The sequence below is a fragment of the Bacillus sp. JJ722 genome, assembly GCF_036963345.1.
GTDB lineage: Bacteria > Bacillota > Bacilli > Bacillales > DSM-1321 > Bacillus_AD.
Map to the genome: position 1 here is coordinate 1 of NZ_JBALMO010000339.1, position 5,773 is coordinate 5,773.

Below are 5,773 nucleotides of genomic sequence, written 5' to 3' on the forward strand. Positions count from 1 at the left end.
CCCCTCACAGAACCGTGCTTGCGCTATTAACGCACACGGCTCCTCCTAATCATCATTTACAGAATATAACTAATCTCTTTTCTTAATTCATAAATATTCACTTTAATTCTTGGTGAAGGAAGTGGAAACCTCTGAAGAAAGAGCCTAAATTTATCCCATGTAAAGGATTTCCTTTGGCTCCTTCTATTTAGCCATTTAAATAGTAAGATTTCGATTTTCTCTTTGAAACCGTTAACAGTTTGAGTATTATCTGTTATACAGTAATAGTTGTAGTATCCTATTAGAGAACGTTTAAACCTATCCATGATTATATGAATATCTTTATTTCTATTAGCCTTCAGCCATTCTTTAGACTCTTTGAGTTTGCCTTGGACTTTCTTCCTGCTCGATTTCCGTTTCACTCGAAATTTCCCTTGTTTACTTCTTCCACAATAGTGGGTAAATCCAAGGAAATCAAAGGTTGCTGATTTACCATTCCCTGTTCGTTTTGCATTATTTTCCGCAAACCGCCCGAAAGGAATAACCTTTGTTTTATCCTCTGCTATCTCCAAGTTAAATTTCTTCAATCTCTCCATTAGAGACTGATAGAATTGTTGCGCTTCCTTTTTATGTTGAAAACAACAAACAAAATCATCTGCATATCTTACTATATATGCTTGTCCATCACATTGTTTCCTAACCACTTTCTCAAACCACAGGTCGAGAACATAATGAAGATACACATTGGCTAATATCGGAGATATTACTCCACCTTGCGGTGTACCATTTTGTGTTTTGTATTTCTTACCTTCCTCCATGTATCCACCTTTGAGAAATCTACTGATTATTCTCAGAAGGTTAGGGTCAGTAATTCTATGTTTTAAGAACTCCATCATCCATTTGTGATCAACATTATCAAAGAAACCTTTGATATCTACATCTACTACATAGCTTACTGATTTCTTTTCAATATAAAAATTTAGTATTTTCAACGCATCATGGCAGTTTCTATTTGGTCGAAACCCAAATGAACAGTCTAGAAAGTCATTCTCATAGATTGCATTTAGCACTTTGGCAATGCCTTTTTGTACAATCTTATCCTCATGTTCTGGTATTCCCAATGGTCTTTTCTTGCTCGAATTGAGCTTTGGTATATACATTCGTCTCACTGGGACTGGGCGGTAACTTTTGTTTTTAAGTCTACTTACTAAGTTCTTTATGTTACCTTCCAAATCTTCATTGTATTGTTCTTTAGTCGTACCGTTCACACCAGTTGCCTTTTTATTAGGTAACTCATGATGACATTGAATGAGTGATTGCTCATTTAATAGATGCACAAGAGATGTAAATTTCATTTTAGGTTCAGATTTTGCTAATTCTGCTATCCTCAGTAGTTTTGTTTCCATTTATTATACCTACCTCTGTGTGTAGTAAATGTGTCCCTAGTAAGGGTGATAACTGGTAGCTAGCCTTTCCTCCATCGGCATTACCCAACTTCATTGGTACTACGCTGCTATCCGACTCCCTACACGGCATTTGGTTTCCTTGCTTGTTATCACTTGTAGACCATACTCTTCTAAAAAAAAAGAAAAGACCCGTAGGGTCTCCCGAGTTGCCGTATCATATCAATGTATAGCGTGCCAAGGTCTCTGACTCCAGAGAGGTTTTACCCTTCTCGCCATTTAACGAAAGATAAAATGTTGCCTTCTGCAGTGCGTAAAGCATCGGCCCTCTCGATTTACTAACATTATGGAGCTCAATCCCTTCAACCATTTGGCTTTCGGCCCACTGTCGGGTAACTACCCCCTTTTCTTAACTCTTTTACATGAATTTTAGTTTCTAGGATCTACATAATCCGGATAATCAGAAATGATTGCATCAACTTTCATCTCGAATAGAAAGTCTGCTGCTTCTTGACTACGTACCGTCCATGATCCAATTTGCATACCAAGAGAATGAACTTGATCCACTAATTCTTTAGTCACAATTCCATAGCTAGGGTTAAACCAATCTGCATAGGTGGAAAATTCTTGTAAAGCATCCATTGTTGTATGTGCACGATTAGAAGTTAATACACCGATTGAAACTCGTGGTAGAAGTTGATTCATCTTTTTCATAGATTCAAAGTTAAAAGATTGAATAATGATTTTTTCATTTTGTGGTTTATCGAGATTTCTTTTTTTTAATGCATCTGCCACTTGTTCTTCAATACCAGGGTAAAGCTCTGGAGCCTTTAATTCTATTAAAATTCCAACTTTTCCATGGTAACGATCAAGAATCTCTTCAAATGTTGGGATTTGTTCTCCTGCAAATTGTTCCCCTTTCCAACTACCTGCATCAAGACTTCTAAGCTGTTCATATGTTAAATCCCCTACTTTTCCTGTACCATCTGTTGTACGCTCAACTGTTGTATCATGGATCAATACTAATTCACCATCTTTACTTCTTTGAACATCGATTTCAATATAATCGGCTTTCATATCAACAGCTAGATTATAAGCAGCAACCGTATTTTCAGGTGCATAAGCTGTTGCACCACGGTGTGCTACATTATCCACCTGTTTTCTTTCTCCAACTGTTGTTTCTTCTGCAAATGCCTGACTAAATGGGCTGAGTAACAACGAAAAGGCCACCCCTGTACTTAACAAAAATTTTTTGCTCATTTTCTCCATCTCCTATCTAAAAAATATGTATTCAAATATATTTTAGAAAAGGAATGTTGGACTAGTATGTAGATATATTTAAAGGTTAATAAAGAATGTGTTAACAAAATTCGAACTATTCGCTTAGATTTTTTTACAAACTTACTAATAGATTAATAGAATAGATATACTCTACTACTCCATTTCGCCTACTACTCTCAATGCATAACGACAATTTAGCCTCCTCACATCACCTTAAATTTACAATTTTATTATTCAAAGATCCTGTCCCCGTTTGTACAAAAAGATATAATTGATTTATCATTCCTTTTAAAAATGTTTTACAATTAAAGCTAAGTAAAAGAATACCAATTAAGTAGCTTAGAAATGGAGGAAGTAATATGCTATATACGCCTTTTGAACTTTAAAACTTTTCCGACATGCTGAACCGCTTGATTATAAAGTAACCTCTTTACCTTTAATGGTAATAGAAGAATCCAATTACCTTGTAGATGCTCGATATCTTATTGTTCCAGAAACCAAGATGATTGTTCCAAATGATATTATACACTGTGTAATAGATGGTGAAGGTTTTGAAACTGATATAGATGATGGAGAATACCTAAGTTTACTTAATTTCAGAAAAGATGATCTACTGTTAGCTTTAGGTACTCATAATGTCTTTTATCGTTATGATTTTAGTGGTAAACATTTTTGGTATGAAGTTGAACATTTAAGGAACGGCTTAGAAATTATAGTCAACGATCTTGAAAGGATATCTTGTTTAAAGTTTGCTGTATCATGGATGAAACTATCAGAAGGTAGAACTGAAACCTCAGTATGGTATGCCTCTGATCCAGTGATGTAGGTATTTGATAAAAAAGAAAAACAACCTTTTGTGGTTGTTTAGTTTTCGTATATTTTTATCTCTATTCCATCTTCTGAGTAGTTCTTTTTCAATGATTCAACTACATCATTCTTGCTCCCATTTTGAACATTTTCAGCATGTACAGGTTTATCATGATCAACAATCATTATTCTGGATGTTTCGTTGATTTGATTTTTATCGTATATTTTGAGCATGAGTACATCTTTTTAATTAAAATTGCTTTTTTATTTGAATTTCAAGATTACTATACTTACTGTCGAAATAAGTAATATGGATTTTCGCATCATTTTGAGAGAAAATCCACACCACTATAATAAACAAAGCTAGTTTTAATGATTGGTTATTTTTTATCCACTGTAATAACTTGAATTCTTTGCTTTTTCATCTGCAGATTGTTGATTTGCCTTCTTCATTTTCTCTACATCTGTTTGGGTAGAGAATTCAGCTCCATAAGAGCTTCTTGAGTTAACTGGAGTTCCTGAAACTGTAGACCCAGATGAATTAGCAACCATTTTATTTTGTAATTGAGCAGTTAAACTTGTTGGCTTTGGTTTGTTCGTCATTAGTAATCACCTCCACTCACATTAAGGTAACCATGAGTACTAATGAATATACAAAATTAACTTGGTAATAATACCTTTAAGGTTGTCAATCGCCAACCAACGTTAAATCCTCCATTTTATATTAATTTATAATCGTTCTATAATGAACACGTTGGATGTTGTAACCGCCTGCAACTATTGTTCGAATGTTGACAGTTCCTTTTGTCCCTGTAACTGTGCCATCAAATGAGTCATTCCTATTTAGTTTAAGGTTACATGATAAGATTTCCCCAACTTTTTTAGTAATCTTAATCAACATTTTTTCTTTCTTAACTCGCATTTCATTTGTTAAATAGTATGTTGTAATCAGAGCTAATTGCAAGAGAGTATACTCTTAGGTATTTTATTAGCTGATGTCATTCTATATAATTCTTTGCTAGTATATTTTGAATGCTATTTCCTTTTCAGTAATCATATCAATGAATTCATCAATTACATTTAATCCAGCCTTTGCCTCTGATTCCTTCTTAATACGTTTGTCTAACTCTATAAGAGTTTCATTAAGTTTATTCATACTGTCCTCTATAATATGGTATGTATCTATTTGTACCTGAAACAGAAAATTACCAACAACAAATGAGTCAAAATCCGATTGCTGGTAGTAGTGAAAATTTATATCAATAATAAAATTTAGCTTTTCTTTGAAAGTGAGTTTTCAATTTTTTATAGAAATTTTCAATTAGCAATAAGTAATCATTAAAAAAGTGCTCATACTAACAATTGTAAGTACTTTTAATTAACTAATATATAAATTAAGGAGTGTTTTTTTTATGGGTACTTTAAGTGGCAATCCACAAAATCAACCAATGCATTATGGTGAAGTATATGGTTCATATACTCAGTTAGCCACATTGAAAGCAGCATTAGACGGTTATCAAGTTTATTTTAATCACACAGGAGATAAGGATCTAAAAGAATTTATTAAAGATGTAATAAATTCAAGTATTAAACCTTCTATTAAAGAACTTGAACAACTATTAGTTGCAAACGATGTTGTAGTTCCACCTACTCCTGCTGAAAGACCAGATGTAGACATTGAACAAATTCCCGTAGGAGCAAGATTTCAAGATGCTCAAATTGCATATGCAATTGCTAAGGATATCGCTACAGGCTTAACTGCTGTAAGTGGGCTAATTAGTCAATGTATACGAGAAGATATTGCCTTATTACTCACACTACAAAACACAAAAAGTTTAAAAGACGGAGCAACCTTACTACAAATCATGAAAGAAAAAGGTTGGTTAGTTCCACCACCACTCCATATGGAAACAAAAAACTAAGACAACTAATACTAATCCAAAAAAAGCATTTTTTTAAATGTTGCATATATTCTCCTGACGGTTCTATTTTCAAAATTTCGAATATATTCCATCCAGCATTCTATCCTCCGCTGGATTTTTTTATTTTTAACAGTACATCCAAAACTAAGATGTTCTGATGTTCTGATGTTCTGATGTTATTGTAATATCATTAAAATTAATAGTATTACATCCTGAACACTATATCATACTGTATACATTAAAAATATGATGTGTTTTATCCCAAATACGCTTGCATCCACATATTTTTCTCTAAAGTAGGTTTAATTCCTAAGAATAAATCACCTGTTTCTTCATCTTGAGCTTCTTCAGCAACTTCTGATAAAGTTTCAATGTCTTTAG

8 protein-coding genes are annotated in these 5,773 nt (G+C 33.4%); 2 read left to right on the forward strand and 6 right to left on the reverse strand.

Features of this window, described 5'->3' with window-relative positions; translation table 11 throughout:
* Positions 1-56: 56 nt before the first annotated feature.
* Positions 57-1,385, reverse strand: a complete 1,329-nt coding sequence (gene ltrA, locus V7014_RS25535) for a group II intron reverse transcriptase/maturase (RefSeq protein ID WP_335511659.1) — start codon at positions 1,383-1,385, stop codon at positions 57-59.
* A 426-nt stretch (positions 1,386-1,811) separates the two neighbouring features.
* Positions 1,812-2,642 carry a glycerophosphodiester phosphodiesterase gene (locus V7014_RS25540; protein ID WP_335511661.1) on the reverse strand — a complete coding sequence of 277 codons (831 nt, stop codon included), beginning with the start codon at positions 2,640-2,642 and terminating at the stop codon, positions 1,812-1,814.
* Between the two features lie 460 nt (positions 2,643-3,102).
* Between V7014_RS25540 and V7014_RS25545 the strand changes: the two genes are divergently transcribed.
* A complete protein-coding gene (locus tag V7014_RS25545) occupies positions 3,103-3,489 on the forward strand; it encodes a hypothetical protein (RefSeq protein ID WP_335511663.1) in 387 nt (128 codons plus the stop codon).
* Between the two features lie 38 nt (positions 3,490-3,527).
* Here V7014_RS25545 and V7014_RS25550 read toward each other — a convergent pair whose 3' ends face one another.
* The 4 genes from V7014_RS25550 to V7014_RS25565 all read right to left on the reverse strand — a co-directional run bounded on the left by V7014_RS25550 (position 3,528) and on the right by V7014_RS25565 (position 4,626).
* Positions 3,528-3,656, reverse strand: a complete 129-nt coding sequence (locus V7014_RS25550; protein WP_335511664.1) for a hypothetical protein — start codon at positions 3,654-3,656, stop codon at positions 3,528-3,530.
* Between the two features lie 201 nt (positions 3,657-3,857).
* Positions 3,858-4,073, reverse strand: a complete 216-nt coding sequence (locus tag V7014_RS25555) for a gamma-type small acid-soluble spore protein (RefSeq protein ID WP_335511666.1) — start codon at positions 4,071-4,073, stop codon at positions 3,858-3,860.
* A gap of 121 nt (positions 4,074-4,194) precedes the next feature.
* Positions 4,195-4,434, reverse strand: a complete 240-nt coding sequence (locus V7014_RS25560) for a hypothetical protein (RefSeq protein WP_335511668.1) — start codon at positions 4,432-4,434, stop codon at positions 4,195-4,197.
* Between the two features lie 54 nt (positions 4,435-4,488).
* A complete protein-coding gene (locus V7014_RS25565) occupies positions 4,489-4,626 on the reverse strand; it encodes a hypothetical protein (RefSeq protein ID WP_335511670.1) in 138 nt (45 codons plus the stop codon).
* Between the two features lie 256 nt (positions 4,627-4,882).
* Here V7014_RS25565 and V7014_RS25570 point away from each other — a divergent pair, with 256 nt between their 5' ends.
* On the forward strand, positions 4,883-5,392 hold the full coding sequence (locus V7014_RS25570) for a DUF3231 family protein (RefSeq protein WP_335511672.1): 510 nt from the start codon (positions 4,883-4,885) through the stop codon (positions 5,390-5,392).
* Positions 5,393-5,773 lie beyond the last annotated feature (381 nt).

What these genes read in the sequence shown, in the direction of transcription:
- ltrA (WP_335511659.1), bottom strand. Translation starts at nt 1,385, where the DNA reads ATGGAAACAAAACTACTGAGGATAGCAGAATTAGCAAAATCTGAACCT.
- V7014_RS25540 (WP_335511661.1), bottom strand. Translation starts at nt 2,642, where the DNA reads ATGAGCAAAAAATTTTTGTTAAGTACAGGGGTGGCCTTTTCGTTGTTA.
- V7014_RS25545 (WP_335511663.1), top strand. Translation starts at nt 3,103, where the DNA reads ATGGTAATAGAAGAATCCAATTACCTTGTAGATGCTCGATATCTTATT.
- V7014_RS25550 (WP_335511664.1), bottom strand. Translation starts at nt 3,656, where the DNA reads ATGATTGTTGATCATGATAAACCTGTACATGCTGAAAATGTTCAAAAT.
- V7014_RS25555 (WP_335511666.1), bottom strand. Translation starts at nt 4,073, where the DNA reads ATGACGAACAAACCAAAGCCAACAAGTTTAACTGCTCAATTACAAAAT.
- V7014_RS25565 (WP_335511670.1), bottom strand. Translation starts at nt 4,626, where the DNA reads ATGAATAAACTTAATGAAACTCTTATAGAGTTAGACAAACGTATTAAG.
- V7014_RS25570 (WP_335511672.1), top strand. Translation starts at nt 4,883, where the DNA reads ATGGGTACTTTAAGTGGCAATCCACAAAATCAACCAATGCATTATGGT.